Origin of the sequence: Lysinibacillus sp. FN11, from assembly GCF_024628845.1 — a bacterium.
Classification (GTDB): domain Bacteria; phylum Bacillota; class Bacilli; order Bacillales_A; family Planococcaceae; genus Lysinibacillus; species Lysinibacillus capsici.
Map to the genome: position 1 here is coordinate 1,411,670 of NZ_CP102383.1, position 20,466 is coordinate 1,432,135.

The 20,466-nt window shown below is 40.0% G+C and carries 18 protein-coding genes and 2 pseudogenes; 15 read left to right on the top strand and 5 right to left on the bottom strand.

Features of this window, described 5'->3' with window-relative positions:
• Positions 1 to 61 precede the first annotated feature (61 nt).
• The 4 genes and pseudogenes from NP781_RS07285 to NP781_RS07300 all read left to right on the top strand — a co-directional run bounded on the left by NP781_RS07285 (position 62) and on the right by NP781_RS07300 (position 4,278).
• A complete protein-coding gene (locus NP781_RS07285) occupies positions 62 to 1,540 on the top strand; it encodes a sensor histidine kinase (RefSeq protein ID WP_257521880.1) in 1,479 nt (492 codons plus the stop codon).
• Positions 1,518 to 2,204, top strand: coding sequence for a response regulator transcription factor (locus tag NP781_RS07290; protein WP_112117822.1), 687 nt, complete (start codon positions 1,518 to 1,520; stop codon positions 2,202 to 2,204). Before NP781_RS07285 ends, NP781_RS07290 begins: the two co-directional genes overlap by 23 nt.
• A gap of 114 nt (positions 2,205 to 2,318) precedes the next feature.
• Positions 2,319 to 3,036 (top strand): annotated as a pseudogene (locus NP781_RS07295) (ankyrin repeat domain-containing protein).
• 156 nt (positions 3,037 to 3,192) lie between these two features.
• Positions 3,193 to 4,278, top strand: a complete 1,086-nt coding sequence (locus NP781_RS07300) for a hypothetical protein (protein ID WP_257521881.1) — start codon at positions 3,193 to 3,195, stop codon at positions 4,276 to 4,278.
• 97 nt (positions 4,279 to 4,375) lie between these two features.
• Here NP781_RS07300 and NP781_RS07305 read toward each other — a convergent pair whose 3' ends face one another.
• The 4 genes from NP781_RS07305 to NP781_RS07320 form a co-directional block, all read right to left on the bottom strand.
• Positions 4,376 to 4,981 carry a response regulator transcription factor gene (locus NP781_RS07305; RefSeq protein ID WP_257521882.1) on the bottom strand — a complete coding sequence of 202 codons (606 nt, stop codon included), beginning with the start codon at positions 4,979 to 4,981 and terminating at the stop codon, positions 4,376 to 4,378.
• Positions 4,978 to 6,090 (bottom strand): sensor histidine kinase, encoded by a 1,113-nt coding sequence (locus NP781_RS07310; protein ID WP_257521883.1) that lies wholly within the window; start codon positions 6,088 to 6,090, stop codon positions 4,978 to 4,980. The genes NP781_RS07305 and NP781_RS07310 overlap by 4 nt, the downstream gene beginning before the upstream one ends.
• Positions 6,050 to 7,231, bottom strand: a complete 1,182-nt coding sequence (locus NP781_RS07315; protein WP_257521884.1) for a DUF418 domain-containing protein — start codon at positions 7,229 to 7,231, stop codon at positions 6,050 to 6,052. The genes NP781_RS07310 and NP781_RS07315 overlap by 41 nt, the downstream gene beginning before the upstream one ends.
• A 154-nt stretch (positions 7,232 to 7,385) precedes the next feature.
• A complete protein-coding gene (locus NP781_RS07320) occupies positions 7,386 to 7,997 on the bottom strand; it encodes a class I SAM-dependent methyltransferase (protein WP_221680838.1) in 612 nt (203 codons plus the stop codon).
• A gap of 230 nt (positions 7,998 to 8,227) precedes the next feature.
• Between NP781_RS07320 and NP781_RS07325 the strand changes: the two genes are divergently transcribed.
• Complete coding sequence (locus NP781_RS07325; RefSeq protein WP_004229360.1) at positions 8,228 to 8,470, top strand: hypothetical protein; 243 nt, start codon at positions 8,228 to 8,230, stop codon at positions 8,468 to 8,470.
• Between the two features lie 49 nt (positions 8,471 to 8,519).
• Here NP781_RS07325 and NP781_RS07330 read toward each other — a convergent pair whose 3' ends face one another.
• Positions 8,520 to 9,569: an NAD(P)/FAD-dependent oxidoreductase gene (locus NP781_RS07330; RefSeq protein ID WP_221680839.1), complete on the bottom strand. Its 1,050-nt coding sequence runs from the start codon at positions 9,567 to 9,569 to the stop codon at positions 8,520 to 8,522.
• Between the two features lie 147 nt (positions 9,570 to 9,716).
• Between NP781_RS07330 and NP781_RS07335 the strand changes: the two genes are divergently transcribed.
• The 10 genes and pseudogenes from NP781_RS07335 to NP781_RS07380 all read left to right on the top strand — a co-directional run bounded on the left by NP781_RS07335 (position 9,717) and on the right by NP781_RS07380 (position 20,464).
• Positions 9,717 to 10,505 (top strand): ABC transporter ATP-binding protein, encoded by a 789-nt coding sequence (locus NP781_RS07335; RefSeq protein ID WP_004229357.1) that lies wholly within the window; start codon positions 9,717 to 9,719, stop codon positions 10,503 to 10,505.
• Positions 10,506 to 10,518: 13 nt separating this feature from the next.
• Positions 10,519 to 11,445, top strand: coding sequence for an iron-hydroxamate ABC transporter substrate-binding protein (locus tag NP781_RS07340; RefSeq protein ID WP_004229355.1), 927 nt, complete (start codon positions 10,519 to 10,521; stop codon positions 11,443 to 11,445).
• Between the two features lie 23 nt (positions 11,446 to 11,468).
• Positions 11,469 to 12,470 carry a FecCD family ABC transporter permease gene (locus NP781_RS07345; RefSeq protein ID WP_048390305.1) on the top strand — a complete coding sequence of 334 codons (1,002 nt, stop codon included), beginning with the start codon at positions 11,469 to 11,471 and terminating at the stop codon, positions 12,468 to 12,470.
• Positions 12,463 to 13,470, top strand: a complete 1,008-nt coding sequence (locus tag NP781_RS07350; protein ID WP_257521885.1) for a FecCD family ABC transporter permease — start codon at positions 12,463 to 12,465, stop codon at positions 13,468 to 13,470. Before NP781_RS07345 ends, NP781_RS07350 begins: the two co-directional genes overlap by 8 nt.
• A 333-nt stretch (positions 13,471 to 13,803) precedes the next feature.
• A complete protein-coding gene (locus NP781_RS07355) occupies positions 13,804 to 14,568 on the top strand; it encodes an NERD domain-containing protein (RefSeq protein WP_257522507.1) in 765 nt (254 codons plus the stop codon).
• 275 nt (positions 14,569 to 14,843) lie between these two features.
• On the top strand, positions 14,844 to 15,263 hold the full coding sequence (locus tag NP781_RS07360; protein WP_257521886.1) for a MarR family winged helix-turn-helix transcriptional regulator: 420 nt from the start codon (positions 14,844 to 14,846) through the stop codon (positions 15,261 to 15,263).
• An 11-nt stretch (positions 15,264 to 15,274) separates the two neighbouring features.
• Entirely contained in the window at positions 15,275 to 16,474 is a 1,200-nt protein-coding gene (locus NP781_RS07365) for an MFS transporter (protein WP_257521887.1), read from the top strand.
• 162 nt (positions 16,475 to 16,636) lie between these two features.
• Positions 16,637 to 17,505, top strand: a pseudogene (gene efeO, locus NP781_RS07370) (iron uptake system protein EfeO).
• A 9-nt stretch (positions 17,506 to 17,514) separates the two neighbouring features.
• Positions 17,515 to 18,774 carry an iron uptake transporter deferrochelatase/peroxidase subunit gene (gene efeB, locus NP781_RS07375; RefSeq protein ID WP_257521888.1) on the top strand — a complete coding sequence of 420 codons (1,260 nt, stop codon included), beginning with the start codon at positions 17,515 to 17,517 and terminating at the stop codon, positions 18,772 to 18,774.
• Positions 18,749 to 20,464, top strand: coding sequence for an FTR1 family iron permease (locus tag NP781_RS07380; RefSeq protein WP_257521889.1), 1,716 nt, complete (start codon positions 18,749 to 18,751; stop codon positions 20,462 to 20,464). The genes efeB and NP781_RS07380 overlap by 26 nt, the downstream gene beginning before the upstream one ends.
• Positions 20,465 to 20,466: the final 2 nt, after the last annotated feature.

Sequence of the window (20,466 nt, forward strand, 5' to 3'; positions counted from 1 at the left end):
TATAAAGTTTTAAGATTTGTATGGTACATTGCTAGTAGTTTCAGCTTATGGGGGTATGTAGATGTCAATAAAAACAAGGTTTTTGCTATCATATGTGGGTGTCATAATCATTGCCATCACGCTATTACTAGCAGCGGTTTTTCTTTTTTCCTTTGCCATTACAGGTGATGTCAAAGCGATTGAGCATTTTTATAAAAAATCTTATGTCCAAAAGCCTTTGACGACAGTAGAGGAAAATGCGTTTCTAGATTTAAAATTACTAGCTAAAAAAAGTCCCCAGCAGCTTTTAGATCTCGAACAGCTTGAACAAATCAATGCGCCTTCGATAGAGATTGTGGTACGAAAAGATCATCAAATCGTGTATTCAACACAGAAAGAGCATAAACAATTATTGCTTCAAAGCTTACCTAGCTTTGAAGAGACCAATATTAATTCTCGTGACACCATCATGATAAATCGAGCTTTTTATACGTATGTCAAATTTGATTTTTATTTTCCAGATCAAACAGAGGGCAGTATTTTTGTATTGAGAGAGGTTAGTTCCCATGCAGAGGTAACGAGGGAACTGTTACCGATTCTTTTAGGTATTTTATTTGTCCTGTTTATGATGATTATTGGCTTTTTAAATTATTTAGTCTCAAGAAGTATTATTAAACCGATATCGGCATTAAAGGAAGGGGCAGAACGAATTAAATCGGGCGACTTGGATTTTGAGATTGCGACCCACTCGAAGGATGAAATTGGTCAGCTGAATCGGTCATTCGAGGAAATGAGAGTCAAATTAAAAGAATCCATCCAGCTTCAGCTTCAATACGAGGAAAATCGAAAGGAGCTCATCTCCAATATCTCCCATGATTTAAAAACGCCGATGACTTCCATTATCGGCTATGTAGAGGGCATTAAAGACGGTGTGGCAAATACAGAGGAAAAAATGGATAAATACTTAACTACTATCTATACAAAGGCAAAGGATATGGATGTATTAATTGATGAGCTATTCTTATTTTCTAAATTGGACTTAAAAAAGATTCCCTTCCAATTAGAAAGCGTCAATCTACAGCAATATATGCATGATTATGTAGAGGATGCAAGCTTTGATTTTATTGCACGAGACATTCATTTACAATATCTATCAGCAGGCTCGCCGCTTTTGGCGATGGTGGACCGAGATAAATTAAGACGTGTCCTGACGAACCTTTTAAGTAATAGCGAAAAATATATGGATAAGCCGTATAGGCAAATCATTATTTCCTTGCATGAGCGAGCAGAGGATGCGATTATTCAGGTAACAGATAATGGTGCAGGCATTGATCCTGCCGCATTGCCCTATATTTTTGATCGATTTTACCGTGCGGAGCCTTCACGTAATTCGCAAACAGGAGGCAGTGGCTTAGGGTTAGCCATTGCAAAGCAAATCGTTGTTGAAATGGGTGGCGATATTTGGGCAAAGAGTGAATTAGCGAAAGGGACGAGCATATTCATTTCATTGAAAAAGGCTGAGGAGAAGGTGAATCATCATGAAAAAAATTCTGCTAATTGAAGACGAAGTAAGCATAGCAGAGCTTCAACGAGATTATTTAGAGATTAATGGCTTTACAGTAGATATCCAACATCATGGAGAGGATGGGCTACAGCAGGCACTTAAAGGCAATTATGATTTAATCATCTTGGATATTATGCTCCCAGGCATAAGTGGCTTTGACATTTGTAAACAGATTCGAGCTGTACACAATATTCCCATTTTATTTGTTTCAGCTAAAAAGGAGGATATTGATAAAATTCGTGGTCTTGGACTAGGAGCGGATGATTATATTACAAAACCATTTAGTCCGAGTGAATTAGTAGCGAGGGTCAAGGCCCATTTATCGAGATATGAGCGTCTGGCGAGCCATCAACAAACAAATCATATGATGTCCATTCATGGCATTACAATCGATACTTCGGCTAGAAAGGTGTTTGTTAATGGTGAGGAGATTGCCTTTACAACGAAGGAATTTGATTTACTTGTCTTTTTTGTTAGACACCCCAATCAAGTATTAAGTAAGGAACAGCTATATGAGCGAAACTGGGGCTATGAATCAGCTGCAGACGTTTCGACTGTCACTGTTCATATACGAAAGCTACGTGAAAAAATTGAACGAGAGCCAGCGCATCCCAAGTTTTTGGAAACAGTATGGGGTGCAGGCTATCGCTTCAATGTTTAAGTAAAACTACCTCGTCCTTGTGGCGGGGTAGTTTTTTTAGACTTTTTTAAGAATTCGTTAATGGGCAATTTAGCATTACCGCTTACACTGAGGAAAGAAAGGCGGTGTATAAATATTGAAAAAAGGCAGACAGTTATCATTGCATTAACATTTTTGCTTCAAGGGTGTGCCACAATGGATACAATACAACAGGATAGAGGAGGGAGTGAAGTGATACAAACAGATTGGGCGAGTGAGTTGCTAAAGGCAGCTGAAAAGGGAGATATCGATAGACTTCAACATGTTTTAAGTCAAAAAGGGGACATCAACGTACAAGATTCAAATAATCGAACAGCTTTGATGATAGCTACCTATAATCAGGATATCGAGGCAGCGAAATTAATAATAGATGCAGGTGCAGATGTTAATATTCAGGATAATCAGCAAAATACACCATTTCTCTATGCAGGTGCGGAGGGCTATCTGGCTATTTTAAAGATGACCATTCAAGCTGGTGCTGATCCGACTATTTTAAATCGATATGGGGGAACGGCACTTATACCAGCAGCAGAGCACGGTCATGTGAAGGTCATTGAGGAGCTATTGAGCAATACCGATATTGACGTCAATCATGTGAATCATTTAGGCTGGACAGCCCTGATGGAGGCGATTGTCTTAAATAACGGCAATCCAACACAGCAAAGCGTAATACAACGACTAATTGAACATGGTGCTGATGTAAATATTCCCGATCAAAATAACGTGACACAATAACGTGACACCACTGCAACATGCAAAACAGCGAGGATTTAAAGAAATCGAACAAATTCTACTTGCAGCAGGCGCAAAATAACTCAAACTGTAGAGATGGCTCTCTATAGTTTTTTTGTTCTTAAATTCTTTTTCCTATTTTTTAATTCTTTTTTAATAGTTTATTTATTAGTAGTTTAGATATGGACTTTATGATAAATTTTGTAAACCAAATAACACCAAAAGGAGTGTTCAACAAATGAAATTAAGAAAACGCATTGTCCCAGCAGCATTAGCTTTATCCGTAGTATCAGCAGGTCTAGTCACCATAGGCGAACAATTAAATGCAGATGCGGCAAGCAATAAAGCAGTAGTAGCAGCGGAAAACGAGCAAGTAGCTAAAATTACAAACATCAAGCCATTAAATACAATGACCCTACAAATAACATTTAATCAGCCATTAGCAGCAGCTGATGTAGACCTCAATCATTTAGATGCTATAAAAAAACATTTTACGTTTAATGGAGATTTAGAGATTGTCAATGTGCCACGCTTAATGACCGGCTCTAAGCGTACATATATTGTACCAACAACATTCCAAGAGGATGATTTTATCTATACATTGAGCTATAAAGAGCAACGCAATAAGGTTTTTGATGGCACAGATGAAAAGGTATATGTACGCAATGTGGAGCAAGTCACAAATGATACATTCACATTGGAATCCTTTCAGGAGGATGGCGTAGTAGATTATGCTAATATTATTGAAGCCTATCGCGCGAGTCGAGGAGATTTAGCATTTAGCTTAGATCGTCATAATCGAGATGCTAGCGGAAAACGCTTTGATGTTATTTCCTCATTACGTGATCGCTATGTGACAGTGAAAACAAGTGAGGGAGAAGAATTTGTAGCTAATTATGTTCCATTTACACAAGCAGCTGATGGCAGACAAGCTCCTCAATTTAGACTCCCTGCTGGCAAAGTTTTAAAACCAGGTGTGACTTACCGTGTGTACGCACAATGGGCGGAAATAGATGTAAAGAGCTTTGTAGCGAACGAAATCGCGCCACTCAGCCTGCAGTCAGTGAAGGCCATGGATGAAAAATCCTTTGAATTACAATTAAGAAACAATCCGCAATCTGATTTACTTGCTGGCCGAAGTGTAGCGTTAAAAGGCAGTGATGGGAGTACATTGCAAGCACAATATCGTTATTCATCACGTAAAGGTGCTATAGGTATTTTTGATCTAACGAATGGTGGTACGTTGAAAACAAATGTCAGCTATACCGTAACCCCATTAAACAACTGGGCTACAGCAACCAATTTAGTTCTACAAGGAAAATAAACGTTCTTTTGCTTAATAATGAATCTGTCATTTGAAACCTAGGAACGTGTCTTATGCTACCATTGTAAAAATCTCGTCACAGCTGTGGCGAGATTTTTTATAGCCAGCCTTTTTCGCCTGCTACCTGTGCGGCTTGCTGTCTAGATTCAACTTGTAGCTTTTGAATAGATGTGGATAAATAGTTGCGAATCGTGCCCTTCGTTAAAAATAATTGCTTACTGATTTCGTTTGTGGTCAAGCCTATTTTGACTAGCTGAAGCACCGCAATTTCTCGTTCATTTAAAGGGTTTGACTCCTTCATAAATAAGGAGGCGGCTAAATCCTTGCTGACCACCTTTTCTCCCTGCATGATTTTTCGTATAGTAGCGATTAAATAATCAATGGGTTCATCTTTCAATAGATAGCCGTGTACCTCGCAATCCATTGCCTTCTGCAAATAGCCAGGGCGTGCAAAGGTTGTCACAATCATTACCTTGCAAGGGAGGTTGGCCTGTTTAATCTTTTCAGCAAGCTCAAGCCCTGATAGATGGGGCATTTCAATATCGACTAGGCAAATATCTGGTGGCTCCTGCTGGATCAATTCCCATGCTTGTTGTCCATCCGCCACCTCAGCTATGACTTCAATATCAGGCTCAAACGCTAGTAGCGAAGTTAGGGCACCACGTAACATTTGTTGGTCTTCTGCTAGTAATACACGTATCATGTTAGAGGCTCCTTTCCATCTTGAATTGGTAGAGTAAGTGTGACGCTGGTGCCTACTGGTGTGTCACTTTCAATCAGGGCATAGCCTTGCAGCATATGCATTCTTTCTTTTATGGAGTGGATGCCATTCCCACGTCCTTGTGACTGTAAACCGATGCCATCGTCTTTCATCACAAGTGTATAGTGTCCAGCACAACATTGAATGGTGAAATGGCACTTTTTTGCCTGACTATGCTTGAGAATATTCGTAGTCGTCTCTCGTACACATAGAGCAAGCATCGTTTCCTCCACACTAGAAAGTACGATTTGAGGACAATGATTGTCAAGGGTTGTCGTAATATTCGCGCTTTGTAAAAGCTGTTGGCAATGGATAAGCTCCGTGTGCAGTGAAATAAAATTCATATCAGACACAAGCTCACGTACTTGTTTTAAGGCGGTACGGGTAGTGGCTAATATGTCATGTAGCTCAGGCTTCACGCTTGAAGGATCTCGGTCAATCAGTTTGGTCGTTAGTTCGGTTTTTACTTTAATCATTGTGAGCGTATGGCCAATTGTATCATGAAGGTCTCTAGCGATCCGTTGTCGTTCCTCTTGCTGAACAAGCTGAGTATTTACATCTGCCAGTTCAGCTTGCAGATTTTTGGACTTTTCCACAAAATAAATGAGAATCGGGAGCACTAGTTGAAACATCATAACCGGTACTAGTACCTGTGATTCCTTCGGTAAAAGAGAGTCGGTTGTCATGTACAAAACCGTCAAAAACATGACAGCGATGGCTACAATTCCACAGGCAATATGCCATTTTGATTTTGCCCGTCCTAGTAAATCGGCAAAGGTAAAGCCAAAAATAAGCATAAAAGGATCGACAATTATGCTAAGTAAGGTGATCAGGACAAAGGCTACTAGAGATGCAGCAAGTAGCCTCCAATCTCGATGCCATAAAGCAATGTAGAAGGCTATTAGGTATAAAAGGAGCACTGTTATTTTCATAGCTAAGGGAAGGGAATGAGACCCTAGTACTAGTGCGAATAGGAAAATGACAGAAGCTGCATCAATGATTAAATAATGCTTAATTTGTTCTCTTGGATATATTTTTATTACTAGCACCATCCTTTGTTGCTGATTGCTGTGTCATCGCTTGAAGGGCTTTTTTACGAATCCATTCCATAGGGCCCATTTGAAATTGCTGTAACCAAGCAAATGCTATAACAAGTTGTAAGATTGATAGAGATAGCCAAATACCAATGACAGAGAAGCTATTGACTTGCCCACCTAAGCCAAGCCCCCAGCCATAAAAAATAATCGACGCAAGCACGTTTTGAAGGACATAGCAGCTTAAAGACATTTTACCGACATGAGCAAAGCGCTGCCAAAGCCAGTCTAGCTTCTTATATTCTACCAGTTTACCTAAAATTCCAATATAGCCAATGGATAGAATAGGGGCACAAAGATAGCGAACAGGTAAATCAAAAAGCCCCCCAGGAATAAAAATAAGCAGATTGATAGGAAAGCCAATGAATACACCGATTTTAAAGAGCTTTTGTCGAGTTTGACGTCCTTTGTCTGTTGGTGAAAATACCCCATTACGCATGAACCTCACGCCAAGTAAAAATAAAAAGACATTCATTGGGATAATAAATATAGCTTCTGAGCGATAAAATAAAAAGTTTGTGAGACGATGCTGCACCTGTGCAAACCATGTACCATGTTCATAGAGCTCAGTAACGGACGCCATGCCATTTAAGGAAACACCCGCTCCTTGTAAGGTACTGATAAAAATAAGCAGAATCAATAGGATGTGAAAGCCACCAAAAAAATAAAAGGCTCCTGTCATGACCTTATCACCCAAACGTACAATAAAAGCGACGATGAATGCTGTAACAGCATAACTCATTAAAATATCATACTCCATCACAAGCGTGTAGTGCAGTAGCCCCTCTAACCCTAAAAAAACGATAGTCCACAGGTACACTCCTGGCCAAGCTGTACCTCTACGTAAGGCTTGCTGATATTTTAATTGTAGACCTACACCGAACATAATTGTTAACAATCCAAGCAGCTTGCCATTAACGAAAAATAATACAACCATACGTAAAAAATCATTGAAGGACCACCAACCAGAATAATCACTTGTGGTGATATACGATAAATCACCAAGATAAGCAAATATCCAAATATTTGTACCAAGCGTTCCTAAGACGGCAAAGCCTCTTAACATATCGATAAAGGGAAGTCTTTGTTGTGTTTGCATAAGTTCGATCACTCTTTCTTTGTTTTCTTACCTTAAGGATAAGAAAATCTCAAAAAAAAACCTATTCACACCAGTCAAAGAATCTTGATGACAGGTGTCATAAAGTATGCTGTGACAGCACAAAAAAACCAGCAACGCTTTTGCTGCCGGCTCATTATTTTGTACAAGTATAGATGCGATAGTCTAAAATGTCTTCGTATTTTTCATTCATGGCAATATGCTGATCCATGATTTCATAGAATTCCGATTCTAGATCTGTGGAAACTTGAAATTCAGGCTTGGATGAGATGGATTTGTTTTTTTGTATATGGATATCATAAAAACCAGCCTGTTGCAGTAGTCTTACCCAATCCTTTTTCCTGAGGAGAGACTGAAAGCCGTAAAATTGTTGGAGGTCGTCTGCAAGTTCGGTACGAAGTGTTTTAGGAATAGTAAATTCGATAGCAATAAAGCGGCCACCTTTTTTCAATAAACGATAAATTTCCTGCAAAGCCTGCTGCAAATTAACAAAAGCCAGAACCGACTCAGCTAGAATCAAGTCAAATGTCTCGTTCGCTAACGATGTTTGTTCAATAGAGCCTTGCAGAAGTTTAACAGGTAGACGCGCTTTATCCATACGCTGACGAGCCTTTTCTATCATGATGGGCTGAATATCGAGACCTGTGACGTTTGCTTGATAGGAAGATGCTAAATAAGCAGCCGTTTGCCCTGTACCACATCCCACATCTAAAATATGTGCGTTTTGCTCGATATTCTCTGCTTGCAAGACAGCCTTTGATAGATTAATGCCCCCAGGATGTGCGCCTCCGACCCCGAACTTAGCTAAAAAGGTAAGATAATGAGAGCCTTGAATAGTACCACCTTCTTTTTTCTTATAGTATGACAGAGAAATTAGTATGGTTCCCTTATTATTTTTAACCTCTTCTCCAAAAGTCTAATTCGCTATAAAAATTTTCACATATACTAGTTAGAAGCTTTCAGATAGGGGGTGTATAAATGCCATATTTTCAGCCGAATGCTAGAAGAGGTCCATATCCGCCAAACAATAGGCAATATTTTGGCCCACCTTTTCGAGGTAGGATGGTGCAACCATACTATTCTCCCAATCAGCAACAGCAAGGTCCTAGATTAGGAAATTTACCAGATCATTTAAATACAATTATGGGGCATGCTGGGACGATTACAAATGGAGTAAATATGTTGAGACAGATGGGAGCGTTATTAAGTTTATTTAGATAAAATCAGAAACCCTCTTAAGATCAGGATCTTAAGAGGGTTATATTTAGGTTTAGTGGGCTGGTGCAAATTGCTTTTCGATAATAGAGCGATTTTTCTCTTTAAATAGCTCATTATGTGAGGACACCATGCCATGACGATAGGCAGTTGGTTCTAAATACGTTTTTATAGAATTGACTGCATTGGCTGCATCTTGGAAAGTGCCAAGTAACAAATTAATTTTTCCATCAAATGATAAAATATCACCTGCTGCAAAAATACCTGGCTGTGCTGTTTCACCTGTTGCTTTTCCTTCAACATAATAATCATCCTTTTTTGGAATGGCAATGGCCTCATCAAATGCAAGAGACGCCTCACGATTATAGCCATGACTGACGATTACCTCATCAATTTGACGCGTATAACTTTGCTTCGTTATCATATTCTCACATGTGACTAATTGAATAGCCGTTTTATCAGTATTTGCGGAAAGCTTTGTAATCGTTGTATTACACTCAATGCGCACACCTGCATCCAGTGCTTCCTGTACAGTGGCTTCGTGAGCTGATAGATTCTCTTTGCGGTAAACAACCGTTACGCTTTTGGCAATCGGACTTAATTCAACAGCCCAATCAATGGCTGCATTACCACCGCCTGAGATGATGATATCCTTATCGACAAAACGTTTATATGATTGCACAGTGTAATGTAGATTGGCCATTTCATATTTTTCAGCGCCCTCAAGTGTTAGCTTTTGAGGGCTAATAATGCCGCCACCTACAGCTAACAGTACCGTTTTAGAATAATGCTTTTCACCAGCTGCTGTATGTATCACAAAAATATCATTGTGACGTTCAATTAAATCCACTTTTGTACCTGTCAAAATAGTAGGATCAAATGTTTTAGCTTGCTCGATTAATTGTTTAACAAATTGTTCGCCCAAGACGGGAGGATGCCCCCCAATATCCCATATCAGCTTTTCAGGATAAAGTAATACTTTACCGCCAAGCTGTGGTTGACTTTCTAATAATTTTGTTTTTAAACCCCGTAAACCACTATAAAAAGCACTATATAAGCCAGCTGGACCGCCGCCAATAATTGTCACATCATACACATGCTGCATTTTTATTGCCACATCCTTAACAAATAGTAAAAAAGTAATTGACAAAATCTTATCAGATAACTAGACTAATTCTAGTGATAATGATTATCATTTTTAACTTTGAATATCATAGCATGGAAAGAAGTAAAAAGAAAGTGAGGGTCCGATTTGCGTTTAGAAGTTGAATCGATTCGTGTTGGTTATGAGAATAAAACGATTGTGCATGACTTATCGCTGCAAATTCCTGATGGCAAAATCACGACAATCATTGGTTCAAATGGTTGTGGAAAATCAACCTTGTTAAAGGCTATCACACGGATTTTAAAGCATGAGAGTGGACAGGTCGTATTAGATGGTCAAAATATCTCCAAGATGAAAACAAAAGAGTTAGCAAAAGAGCTGGCAATCTTACCACAGAGTCCAGAAAGTGCACATGGTTTAACAGTGGAAGAGCTTGTATCCTACGGTCGATTTCCTTATCAAAAGGGCTTCGGGAATTTATCACAAAAAGATAAAGATGTTATTGGCTGGGCTTTACAGGTAACCAAAACAGAAGAATTCCGTTTACAATCTGTAGATGCTTTGTCTGGTGGACAACGTCAGCGCGTATGGATTGCGATGGCATTGGCCCAAGAAACCGACATTATCTTTTTAGATGAACCAACAACTTATTTAGATATGGCTCATCAGCTAGAAGTTTTAGAGCTACTTTACAAGCTGAATGAAGAACAGGGGCGCACAATTGTCATGGTCCTCCATGATTTAAATCAAGCGGCACGTTTTTCAGATTATATTGTAGCGCTTTCACAAGGTGAGCTTGTAAAATTCGGAACGGCTGAAGAAGTGATGGTTCCAGAAGTATTGAAAAAAGTATTTAATATAGATGCAGTTATTGGCAAAGATCCACGAACAAACAAACCAATGTGCATTACATATGACTTATTACAAACCATTTAAAAGGAGAATAACAATGAAAAAGTGGCTTTTACCAATGTTTATGATGCTTGTCCTAGTACTTGCAGCATGTGGCAGTAAGGAAGAAAAAACAGAGAAGGCGGATGAGGGCTCAAAAGAGGAAGCTTCATCAGAAACAATCACATATCAATCAGAGTCAGGTCCTGTAGAAGTACCAGCAAATCCGAAACGTGTTGTTGTACTATCTTCTTTTGTAGGAAGCTTATTACAGCTTGATGTAAATGTTGTTGGTGTGGATGCATGGGCAGCAAAAAATCCCAACTTTGAAGATGCAATTAAAGATGCTGTCGTAGTTGAAAATACAGATATTGAAAAAATTCTTGAGCTAGAACCAGATTTAATTATTGGCTTAAATGGTATTGAAAATGCTGATAAATTAGCAGAGATCGCGCCAACTGTATTATTTACGTATGGTAAAGTAGACTATTTACAGCAGTTCATCGAAATCGGTAAAGTTGTGAATAAAGAAAAAGAAGCAACTGCTTGGGTAGAAGATTTTAAAACACGTGCAGCAGAAGCTGGTAAAAAGATTAAAGAAAAAATCGGTGAAGATGCGACTGTAACAGTAGCAGAGAACTTTAATAAACAGTTCTATATTTATGGCGATAACTGGGGTCGTGGAACAGAGATTTTATATCAAGAAATGGGCTTGAAAATGCCTGAGAAAGTAAAAGAAACAGCGTTAGAGCCTGGCTACTATGCCATTTCTCAAGAAGTTTTAGGGGAATATGCAGGTGACTACGTGATTTTTAGTATGTTCCAAGATCAAGATAATTCCTTTACAGATGCAGCATGGTTTAAAGATTTAGAAGCAGTGAAAAATGGTCATTTATTTGAAGTGAATGCAAATGCCTTTTATTTCAATGACCCTATCACATTAGAACATCAACTGAAGTTCTTTGAAGAGAAATTTTTACAATAATTAGTAGAGAGTAGCGAAGGCGAATGACAAAGTTTCGAAAGCTTCCATTTTGGCTTCAGGTATTGCTTGCATTGCTTGTATTAATTGGTACTGCCAGTATCTCGCTGTGCTTAGGGGCAGCGAATACAAGCATTCAAGATGTCTTTCAAGCAATTGTCGGACAAAGTGGAGGTAAACATTACACGATTTTACGTGAAATTCGATTTCCTCGTATCATTGCAGCTATTTTTGTTGGGAGTGCCCTCGCTGTCGCTGGGGCGATTATGCAAGGGGTTACACGAAATCCATTAGCTGATCCAGGGCTGCTTGGTTTAACGGCAGGGGCAAATGCTGCCCTTGCTTTAACAATGGCATTCATCCCTAAATTCTCGTATTATACGTTAATTTTAGCCTGCTTTGTTGGAGCGGGAATCGGAATGATGTTAGTTTATGGGATTGGTGCCTCTACTAAAAAAGGCTTTTCCCCTTTAAAGCTTGTTTTAGCTGGTGCAGCTGTCACAGCATTATTACAGGCAATCGCTGAAGGGACAGGCATTTTATTTCAAATTTCCAAGGATGTATCCATGTGGACAAGTGGCGGTTTCATTGGCACAACATGGCAGGCATTATTGATCGTACCTGTTATTATTATTGGCTTACTGCTTTCATTTGCTTTTAGTCGTCAATTAACGATTTTAAGCTTAAATGAGGAAGTAGCAGTAGGTGTCGGACAAAATACTACGCTCGTAAAGGGTGTAATGATGTTCGTTGTAGTTATTCTGGCAGGCTCTGCTGTGGCCCTCGTCGGAAATCTAGCTTTCGTTGGCTTAATGGTACCGCATATTGTCCGCGCGTTTGTTGGGACAGACTATCGTTTTGTCTTACCGATGAGCGCCATTGTTGGTGGCTGGTTTATGGTGTTGGCTGATTTTGCAGGGCGCATGATTAACGCACCTTATGAAACGCCAGTTGTCGCTATTATTTCGATTTTAGGTCTTCCATTCTTCCTATTATTAGTGCGGAAGGGAGGACGTCAATTTGTTTAAAGAAGGTCGCAAAAAACAACGTAAATGGTTACTCATATGGCTTGTGGTAACCTTGTTCATTTTTATTCTAGGGATTTCATTAGGTGCTGCTTCGGTTTCTATTGACCGAATTCTTCCAACCTTACTGGGCGATGGTAGTTTTAAAGAGTCCTTTGTGCTCTTTTCAGTCCGTTTACCTAGAATGTTTGTGCTAGCGGCTGCGGGTATGGCATTAGCACTGGCAGGGGCCGTATTGCAGGGCGTAACCCGCAATGATTTAGCAGACCCAGGAATTATAGGTATCAGTGCTGGTGCAGGTGTTGGGATTACTGTCTTTTATTTGTTAGTAGATGGCGACCTTCCTCACTTTGCCTATATTTTACCGATTGTCGGCTTTTGTAGTGCCTTTGTGACAGCACTGGGTATTTACTTTTTCTCTTATCAGCGTAATAAGGGTGTCCATCCTGTGCAGTTTATTTTAGTAGGGGTAGGCGTAGCATCAGCCTTATCCGGGGTCATGATGGTATTAATCTCCTCTGCTGAACGGAGCGATGTACAATTTATTGCACAATGGCTAGCCGGAAATGTGTGGGGCACAGATTGGCCATTTTTCTGGGCGCTAATGCCTTGGCTTGTACTAGGCATCCCTTACATTTTCTATAAAGCCAACGTGTTAAACGTCTTAGCCATGACGGAGCAAACAGCAGTCGGTCTTGGTATGAACATTGGGCGAGAACGTTTCCGATTATTAATTGTTGCGGTTGCACTAGCGGCTGCCGCTGTATCCGTAACAGGGGGCGTAGCCTTCATCGGTTTGATGGCTCCCCATATTGCAAAACAGCTCGTTGGTCCACGCTACCAATTCTTTTTACCACTGACGCTATTCATTGGCGCAAGCTTGCTAATGCTCGCTGATACCATTGGACGTGTTGCTATTGCAAGTGCAACGGTTCCTGCTGGGATTGTTGTTGCATTTATTGGCGCACCTTATTTTCTGTATTTATTGCGGAAGAGTGTCTAGAAAAGTACTAATCAAAATTGAGTGATGCTAGAAAGAAAAGACTTTTGTTTTAGCGAAAATAGGGGAATTTTTATTTTAGGCATTCTATATAGCAAGTTTTTAGGAACCTCATTCATTGAGGTTCTTTTTTTATATAATCATGGCAGGAGGTGATTAGATGATTTTATTAGAACGTCAAACATCAGAGACGCAAAAGATGCTAGAGGCACTTGTACAAAGACTTCCTATTTCCCATAGTAATACACATTATATTGTGAGCATTTAAGGCGCCTACAAGCAGGACTCGCTGGTGAACAGCTCGTTGATGCAAAATGGCTTGAACTAGACTTACCAATCCCTCACTATTTTCTTCATGACTTTCAAACAATGAATGACTTCGGTTCTACCCATCAAATGGACACCATCTTTCTCTGTCCTCATTTTGTACTCATTCTAGAAATCAAAAATATTACAGGCAAACTTTCATACGATGCTTCGTTCGCTCAATTAACACGTACGACCGCAGATGATACGGTCGAAGGCATGACAGATCCATTTCTTCAGCTAGACCGGCATGTAGTATGGATGAAGAAGCTATTACAGAAGGAACGCATCGATTTACCAGTTTTGCATGCGGTGGTATTGGCAACGAGAAATGGTATTTTGACAAAGGGATTTGAGGGGCTGCCTATCTTTCATGTGGCAGGGTTACGATTTTATTTACAAAAATGGATGGAGCATTATCAACCTAGAGAAAGAGTTGATCTTTTACAATTAGTCAACCTTCTATTATCCCTGCACACAAAGTTGAAAAAAGAGGTAGAGGTGCCGCTCAAGGAAATAGTGAAAGGTGTGCTATGTCCACAATGTGATAATGGGCAGCGATTATCATATCACTATAACAAATGGACGTGCCCACGCTGTGGATTGGTGGATGATGATGCATTGCTTCGAACATTAGAGGACTACAGGTTACTAATCGGGCAGCAGCTGACCAATCGAAGCTTCCGCGAATTCTTTGGCATTGACTCTCCCGATTTAGCATACAAGTTGTTGCAACAACTCCCATTGAAAGCGGAGGGTGTCAAAAAGCATCGGAAATATTGGATTAAGGAATAACGAACTAAGAGCTACAATTCAAGCGGTCTGAATTGTAGCTTTTAGTGTTCTAGTGGGTTAGGGTACTTGAAGTAGGTGGATAGAATGCTGAAAGTGACGGATAGAATAAGGAAAGTAGCGGATAGAGCAATAAAAGTGAAGGATACCACTCAGCAATTATCCCACTCTAGCAGTACACACCCCCAAGAGCGGTGTTTCGCTTATTTCCTACTAGACAAATAGAGTTTTTAGGTATATAGTTAGCTAGGCTAACTAATATAAAAGGAAGTGATAGTGTGACAATTGAACAGGAATTTTTTAATCAGTACCGCTTAATGTATCGGCCGTTTATTAACCAGCTGAATGTGCAGCTTGAACCCTATCAGTTATATAGCTCGCAGTGGGCAGTGCTTCGTTTCTTGAATGATAAGGGTCCACATTCATTTGTTGATATCGCGAATTTCATGTCTATAGAGAAGCCAAGTGTCACGAAGCTTGTACATAAACTTGTGGAGCTAGGCTATGTGGAAACGATGACGGGCAAGGATAAGCGTGAAAAGCTGGTACACCTATCAAAGCATGGGGAAGAGCTTGTGCTGGAAATAAAGTCGCATCTAAATCCGTTTTTTGAGCAGGCTTTGGTAGGCGTGCCAAAGCAAGATATTGACATTGCGACTCAGGTTTTAGCAAGAATTTGTATGAATATTAATCAATAGGAGAGAGTAACGTGGAAGCAGCCAGAAAGAAACTATGGACAAAAGATTTTTTAATTGTCTCACTTATTAATTTTACCATTACGTTAATCTTTTATTTATTAATGGTTACGATTGCAGCATATGCGGTGGAGCATTTTAATGCCTCTACAAGTACAGCGGGGCTTGTATCGAGTATTTTTATTATCGGGACACTATTAGGTCGTCTTGGGACAGGGCGTATTATTGGAGACTGGGGTAGCAAAAAAACATTATTTTGTGGACTATTATTATTTATGTTATCAACAATGTCTTATTTTATAGCAGGCAATTTACCGCTGCTGATGATCAATCGTTTAGTACAGGGGATTGCACTAGGGATTGCAAGTACAGCAACAGGTACCATTATTGCACAAATTTTACCAGCTGAGCGTCGTGGCGAAGGGATTGGTTATTATAGCTTAAGCGCCATTTTAGCCACAGCCATTGGCCCATTTGTTGGCATATTATTAACACAGCTATTTGCAGATTATCGTATGATTTTTGCAGTTGATTCTGTGTTAGCGATTATTTGTTTCTTTATGTATTACATTGTGACCGTGCCAGATGCACCGAAAAAAGCGAAGGATACAGCTGTAAAGGCAGGCTTTAAAGTGACGAACTTTATTGAAATGCGCGCAGTACCGATTGCCTTTGTGGCACTTGTGATTGGCTTTGCTTATTCAGGTGTGATGTCGTTTATGACGTTTTATGCAAAGGAGCTTGATTTAGTATCAGCAGGTAGCTACTTCTTTATTATCTATGCCATTGTCATTTTGGCTACACGTCCATTTACAGGGAAATTGCTTGATACAAGAGGGGCGAATATAATTATCTATCCATGCTTAGTGTTGTTTGCAATAGGTATGTATGCCTTTAGCTCAGCAACCACTACGATTGCCTTTTTAATCGCTGCCGCTTGTATCGGGATTGGCTATGGAAACTTCAACTCGGTGGCACAGGCAATTGCCATCAAAGTAACACCAAATGAGCGTTTAGGCCTTGCGACATCTACGTATTTTATTTTTTATGATTTAGGCTTAGGTGTCGGGCCTTATTTCTTAGGCTTATTTGTACCATCTATGGGCTACAGCTCGATTTTCTTTTCGATGGTCTTTGTTATTATAGTGTCGATTGTGCTTTATTACCTTTTACATGGAAAATATGAAAATTTGAAACAAGCAAAAATTTTGTAGATTAGAATCATTATATTGTAGAAAAAACGTCTTTTTTCTAGTTGTTCGTAAAGAATAACTGAAAAATGACGTTTTTTTCTATTTACAAAAATATATCTTGCAATGGATGATGATAATCATTATCATCACAATATAAAACAAATTCGGAAGTAGGTACGAAGTATGAAAAACAAATCATTTTTGTCGGTATTAGTAGCAGGAGGCATTTTAATGGCTGGCTGTGGCAATACAGAAGAAGTAAAAAAGAAGATAAGCCTGCAACAGAACAGGCGGAGCAAGCTTCAAAAGAGGTGGATTTATCTTCTGAACTATCAGCCTATCAACAATTTGCGTTAGAGCAAATGGATCAATTTTTACTTGACACAGAGAAATTTGTGAACCTATTCAAAGCAGGCGATATTGAAGGGGCAAAGGCAGCGTATGCGCCAGCACGTATGTTTTTTGAACGTTCTGAGCCAATTGCGGAAAGTTTCGGTGATCTTGACCCTCGTATCGACGGACGTTTAGCAGATATTCAGGAAGAAGGTAAAGGTGAGGAAGAATGGTCAGGCTACCATAAGCTTGAGTATGCACTTTGGGAAGAAAATACAACAAAAGGTTATGAGGCTGTAGCAGATCAGCTTCTTGCAGATGCGAAGGAATTGCATGCGCTTGTGCAAACAGTGGAAGTGACACCTGACTTAATGATTACAGGTGCAGTAGATTTATTAAATGAAGTATCAACATCTAAAATTACAGGTGAGGAAGAAATTTACTCTCATACAGACCTTTATGATTTTAAAGCAAATATTGAAGGCGCAGAAAAAATCTTTGAGATTTTACGCTCAAAATTAGAAGCAAAAGATGCCACATTAGTGGCAACACTTGATGAAAAATTCAAAGCAGTGGACGATTTATTAGCACAGCATGCAACGGCTGATGGTGGCTATATATCTTACGAAGAATTAACGGAGGAAAATACAAAAGCACTTGCAGCAGCGGTGAATCAGCTTGGAGAACCATTAAGTCAAATGGGTATCATTTTGGAGTGAACATAAACAATGACAACGTCAAACGAGGAAAAATTTATAAATAAAAAAATTTCTAGACGTGATATGTTAAAGCTAACAGGTATCGGTGTGGCAGGTGTTGCCATCGGTGCCTCTGGCTTGGGTGGTGTCATGAAAGCAATGGGCTATGATGTCTTTGAGCCAGTAGCAGATAGCAAGACGGCTAGCAATAAGGTCAATTTCTATGGCAAGCATCAGTCAGGTATTGTGACACCTGTACAGACGAATATTTATTTTGCTTCTTTAGATGTATTAGTGACATCAAAGAAGGAACTACAAGCGTTGTTCCAGCAATGGACACCCCTTGTTGTGCGTTTAATGAACGGTGAAGTCATGGTCGATGTATCGACAAATACAAGAGTGCCAACTGGGGATACTGGAGAGGCAGAGGGCTTAGATGCATCTAATCTATCCATTACCATTGGTGTCGGGCCTTCATTATTCGATAAACTGGGCATCCAGCATTTAAAACCAGCGGAGCTAAAGGATTTACCACATTTCCCTAAAGATCAGCTTCAAAAAGAATACACAGGTGGTGATTTGTGTATTCAGGCTTGTGCAGATGATCCGCAGGTGGCCTTCCATGCAGTTCGTAATTTAGTACGAGCTGCTTCAGGTAAAGTAGAAATAAAATGGTCACAGGCGGGCTTTAACTCGTTTCCAGCTAGTGGAGGGACACCACGAAACCTCTTCGCCTTCAAGGATGGTACGGTAAACCCAGCTATTACCGATGAAAAAGACTTAAAGGAGGTCGTGTGGGTGGATAAAGGCTGGCTAAAGGGCGGCTCTTATTTAATTGCGCGTAAGGTTCAAATGCATCTTGAAACGTGGGATCGTACATCATTGAAAGATCAAGAGGCAACATTTGGCCGTTACCGCGATAGTGGGGCACCTTTTGGCAAAACAAAGGAATTCGATGATTTTGATGTAGAGGCAAAGGATGATAAGGGCAATTATATTATGCCTGATACATCACATGTCCATTTGGCGCGGAAATCAGGTGCGCGTATTTTGCGACGCTCTTATTCCTATGCATCAGGCGTGATGTCAAATACAGGGACACATGATGCAGGGCTAATCTTTATCTCTTTTCAAAAGGACCCAGCCCAATTTACAACCATCCAAAATAGCTTAGGGCGTATGGATAAAATGAATGAGTACATTACCCATCGAGGCAGTGCCGTGTTTGCTTGCTTCCCTGGTGTACAAAAGGGGAGTTATTTAGGTGAAGCACTTTTTAACGCGCTGTAGTATCGTGATTGTCCTTATGCTGACTTTAGCTTTACCTGTACAAGCTGCGCAATCCTATAGTCATCTCTATATTGCGATTAGTGATGCACTGATGAATACAAAGCAGGATAAAGAGGCGGAGGCCAAGCAGGCACTTGAACAATTTGCTGTTGATTGGGCTAAAGTATCTTCAGAGCAGAAAGAGGCAAAAGCAAAGGTGGATGAAATCCTTGCACAGGCTACTGAGGCAACGTCCAAGGATGAGCGTTTAGAGGCGCTATCAGCACTATCGAATGCATTGCGTGCATTAGAAAAGCTTGAAAATCCAGTGGATGAAGCGGCACAGCGAGCAGAATTTGGGCAAAAATTTAAGCCGATCATGGCAGACTTTGAAAAAGCATTAGCAAGTGGTGATATTCAGGCCATTGATGAAGCCTACAAAGATTTTAATAGTAAATGGAATAAAAATGAGCGACCTGTGCGTGAACAAAGTATCGCAATGTACGGGCAAATCGAAACACAAATGGCTTTTCTTCGTATCTCTATTTCTGCTGAGGAGCCTGATGTAGCGCTTATGCAATCTCAATTCGATGATTTAAAGCAAACGATTGAGGATTTTGTAGCTGGCAAAGAAACAGCCGACGTGGTAGAGGGAGAGTATTCTTTAGCTACATTAATTGCCTATATAGATGAGGCCAATGATTTTCTGGATGCAGGTGATTACCAGGCAGCTTCAAATAAAATACGTGAGTTTATTACCATTTGGCCAAGTGTAGAAATTGAAATCTCCACACGTAATAGTAGTCTTTATACGAAAATTGAAAGTGATATGCCGATGATCGCGAGTGATCTATTAAAATCCAACGTCGATCAGCAAGCAATTACCAAACAATTAAATACATTCCGCACTGAGATTGAACTGATTCAAGGGGATTCCGATTACACAATTTGGGACGCTGCGTTAATTTTATTACGCGAAGGGCTAGAGGCATTACTGATTATTTTAGCCTTAGTGTCATTCCTCAATAAATCAGGGCAGAACAAGATGCGCAAATGGATTTATGTCGGCGCGTTTGTCGGCGTTCTATTGTCTGCTATTGCAGCCATTCTTATGTCGACGATTTTAAATTCGGCAACAATTGATACGAATCGCGAGTTAATGGAAGGGTATGTAGGGCTAGTTGCTGCAGCGATGATGATCGGTGTTGGTATCTGGCTACATAGCAAATCAAGCGTGGTCAGCTGGAATCGCTATATTTCCAAACAAATGGGTAATGCCATTTCGAGTGGCTCTATTTTTGCGATGGCTATGATTAGCTTTTTATCGGTCTTCCGTGAAGGTGCAGAAACGCTTGTCTTTTATGCGGGGATTGCACCAAAAATGGAAACGTCACAGTTTATTCTTGGGATTGTGGTTGCACTACTCATTCTGGCTGTACTTGCAGTCGTGTTATTTAAAGCAAGTGGTAAAATTCCAATTCACAAATTTTTCGCAGTAGCAACCATTTTAATTTACGTGCTAGCCTTTAAAATTATTGGGGTCAGTCTGCATACTTTGCAGCTGACAGATAATCTGTCCACAACGATTGTTGATGGCTTACCTGTTATTAGCTTGATTGGCTTCTATCCAACAGTGGAAACAATCATAGGGCAGTCTATTTTACTCGTGTTAGTGGCGGCTACTGTGCTCTATAAAAAGAAACAAGCCTAAAG

What these genes read in the sequence shown, in the direction of transcription:
- NP781_RS07285 (WP_257521880.1), top strand. Translation starts at nt 62, where the DNA reads ATGTCAATAAAAACAAGGTTTTTGCTATCATATGTGGGTGTCATAATC.
- NP781_RS07290 (WP_112117822.1), top strand. Translation starts at nt 1,518, where the DNA reads ATGAAAAAAATTCTGCTAATTGAAGACGAAGTAAGCATAGCAGAGCTT.
- NP781_RS07300 (WP_257521881.1), top strand. Translation starts at nt 3,193, where the DNA reads ATGAAATTAAGAAAACGCATTGTCCCAGCAGCATTAGCTTTATCCGTA.
- NP781_RS07305 (WP_257521882.1), bottom strand. Translation starts at nt 4,981, where the DNA reads ATGATACGTGTATTACTAGCAGAAGACCAACAAATGTTACGTGGTGCC.
- NP781_RS07310 (WP_257521883.1), bottom strand. Translation starts at nt 6,090, where the DNA reads ATGGTGCTAGTAATAAAAATATATCCAAGAGAACAAATTAAGCATTAT.
- NP781_RS07315 (WP_257521884.1), bottom strand. Translation starts at nt 7,231, where the DNA reads ATGCAAACACAACAAAGACTTCCCTTTATCGATATGTTAAGAGGCTTT.
- NP781_RS07325 (WP_004229360.1), top strand. Translation starts at nt 8,228, where the DNA reads ATGCCATATTTTCAGCCGAATGCTAGAAGAGGTCCATATCCGCCAAAC.
- NP781_RS07330 (WP_221680839.1), bottom strand. Translation starts at nt 9,569, where the DNA reads ATGCAGCATGTGTATGATGTGACAATTATTGGCGGCGGTCCAGCTGGC.
- NP781_RS07340 (WP_004229355.1), top strand. Translation starts at nt 10,519, where the DNA reads ATGAAAAAGTGGCTTTTACCAATGTTTATGATGCTTGTCCTAGTACTT.
- NP781_RS07345 (WP_048390305.1), top strand. Translation starts at nt 11,469, where the DNA reads ATGACAAAGTTTCGAAAGCTTCCATTTTGGCTTCAGGTATTGCTTGCA.
- efeB (WP_257521888.1), top strand. Translation starts at nt 17,515, where the DNA reads ATGACAACGTCAAACGAGGAAAAATTTATAAATAAAAAAATTTCTAGA.